The organism is Pseudomonas sp. PA-4-8C (assembly GCF_021606625.1).
In the GTDB taxonomy this organism is placed as follows: domain Bacteria; phylum Pseudomonadota; class Gammaproteobacteria; order Pseudomonadales; family Pseudomonadaceae; genus Aquipseudomonas; species Aquipseudomonas lactis.
In genome coordinates, this window is sequence record NZ_WKCD01000438.1 from 1 (window position 1) to 2,829 (window position 2,829).

Consider the following 2,829-nt stretch of genomic DNA (forward strand, 5'->3'; position numbering starts at 1 on the left):
ATCACAAGCAGATCAAGATCAAGAGCGGCTCGCTTCGCATCGTGGTTACCGTTTTGGCTACAGCGCCCAAAGTTGTGTAGATACCTTTGCTGCGATAGCGGTGGTTCAGTTAAAAATTCATTGGCTGACACTCCGCATTCGCGGGCAAGCCCGCTCCCACAGGGGTCTGTGAAATAAATAAAAAATAATTGCCAGCAGAGGTGAGGTAAATCGCCGGCCCATCCGTGTAGTGCATGAAACTGCGATCAATTCGCATTAACAGCGTTTTCTACACGGGTGCTCACAGCATGAAATCGACGGCGGGCGGTTGGGTCAAACAGTGGCTGGGAGCCTCGGTATTCACGGTGTCGGGGCTGGTCTTATTGCCCCTGGCCATGGCGCAGGCGCAGGAGCAGCAAAGTGCCCAGTTCAATTTTGCCCTGGCGGCCAAGCCGTTGCCCCAGGCGTTGAGCGATTTCAGCCGGGTTACCGGGATCAGTGTGATCTACACCGATGAAGCGCCCTACGGCATCAACGCCCCGGCGGTCAGCGGGCAGATGAGCGCGACCCAGGCCCTGCAACGTCTGCTGGGCCGTTCCGGCTTCACCTTTCGCCAGATCGACGCCCGTACCCTGGCGCTGGAACCGGTGCCCACCGATGGCGCGGTCAACCTGGGCGCTACCACTATCAGCGGCATCGACCCCACCCAAGCCAGCACCAGCTACCAGCCACCGCCCACCAGTTCGGTGATGCGCTCCCATGGCCTGCTGCTGGAAACCCCGCAAACCGTAAATGTGGTGCCCGCCCAAGTATTGCGCGATCAACAGCCGCGTAACCTGGATGACGCCCTGGGCAATATCAGTGGTATTACCCAGTCCAACACCCTCGGCAGCACCCAGGACGCGGTGATGCTGCGTGGCTTTGGCGACAACCGTAATGGCTCGATCATGAAGGACGGCATGCCCGTGGTGCAGGGCCGGGCGTTGAACGCCACCGCTGATCGCGTCGAAGTGCTCAAGGGGCCGTCGTCGCTGTTGTACGGCATCCAGGACCCGGGTGGCGTGGTCAATATCGTCAGCAAAAAGCCCGAACTGGTGCAGTCCACGGCCCTGACCGCGCGCGGTTCAACCTTCGGCAGCGGCAAGAACGGCAGCGGCGGCAACCTCGACACCACCGGCCCCCTCGGTGACAGCGGCCTGGCCTATCGCCTGATCGTTGACCATGAAGACGAAGACTACTGGCGCAACTACGGTACCCACCGCGAGACGCTGGTGGCGCCGTCCCTGGCCTGGTACGGCGATACCACCCAGGTGGTTGTCGCCTATGAACACCGCGGGTTTCTCTCGCCCTTTGACCGTGGCACTGCCATCGACCCCAAGACCCGCCACCCGCTGAATATCCCCGCGACCCGCCGCCTGGATGAGCCGTTCAACAATATGGAAGGGCGCTCCGACCTGTATCGCCTGACCGTCGACCACGACCTGAATGACGACTGGAAAGCCCACTTCGGCTACAGCTGGAACCGCGAAACCTACGACGCCAGCCAGGTGCGCGTGGTCAAGGTCAACCCCAACGGCACCCTGACCCGCAGCATGGATGGCACCCAGGGCGCGCTGACCACCGACCGTTTCGCAACCGCAAGCCTTGAAGGCAAGCTGAATGTGGCGGGTATGCAACACGACCTGGTATTCGGCCTGGACGACGAGTACCGCAAGATCTACCGCGCCGACCTGATCCGCCAGGCTCCGCGCGGTGTCTTCAATTACAACAACCCGGTGTACGGCAACGAAGTGGCGGGCTCCAACGTCAGCGCGCCGGACAGCAACCAGACGGACCTGCTGCGCAGCGACTCGCTGTTCTTCCAGGATGCGATTCATCTCAACGACCAGTGGATTCTGGTCGGTGGGGCGCGCTATCAAATGTACGATCAATACGCCGGCAAAGGCGTGCCGTTCACCGCCAACACCGATGGCAATGGCCAAAAATGGGTGCCGCGGGCCGGGCTGGTGTACCGCTACACCGATGAACTGTCGTTCTACGGCAGCTACACCGAGTCGTTCAAGCCCAACTCCACCATTGCGCCACTGGCCAACAAAACCGTGCTGGATGGCAGCCTCGACCCTGAAGAATCCAAGGCCTGGGAGCTGGGCACCAAGTTCGACCTGCCGGGGCGTATCACCGCCAGCGCAGCGTTGTTCACGATCGATAAGCGCAACGTGTTGGTGCAGGTGGGCGAGGGCCTGACCTCGGTCTACAGCGTGGCGGGCAAGGTGCGCTCCCGTGGCCTGGAGCTGGATGCCAGCGGCCAGTTGACCGACAAGTGGAGCCTGATCGGCAGCTATGCCTACACCGATGCCGAGGTCACCGACGACCCGACGCTCAAAGGCAAGCGCCTGCAGAATGTGGCGAAAAACACCGGCTCGCTGTCGGCTGTGTATGACTTCGGCACTCTTCTGGGGGGCGATCAACTGCGGGTCGGCGCCGGTGCGCGCTATGTGGGCGAGCGCGCTGGGGATGCGGCCAACAGCTTTGAACTGCCGAGCTATACCGTGGCGGATGTATTTGCCAGCTACGACACGCAACTTGATGGGCAGAAGGTCAAGTTTCAGCTCAATGTGAAGAACCTGTTCGACCGCACCTATTACACCTCTTCGGTGAATACGCAGTTCGTGTCTATTGGTGATGCGCGGCAGGTGTCGGTTTCAAGCACGTTGACCTTCTGATTCCGGGTTGCTGGCATTCTTCTGTGGGCTGGCTTGCCTGCGATGGCCATAGGTTTCTACACATCTTTGGTGTGACGCTGGACCTGTGGCGAGGGAGCTTGCTCCCGTGACGGACTGACAGCCGACG

Annotated in this window: 1 protein-coding gene; it reads left to right on the forward strand. The window is 61.0% G+C overall.

The genetic code is table 11. The features are described 5' to 3' along the window. The first annotated feature begins 287 nt into the window (after window positions 1–287). Entirely contained in the window at window positions 288–2,702 is a 2,415-nt protein-coding gene (locus GIW04_RS29585; protein WP_120248700.1) for a TonB-dependent siderophore receptor, read from the forward strand. Window positions 2,703–2,829 lie beyond the last annotated feature (127 nt).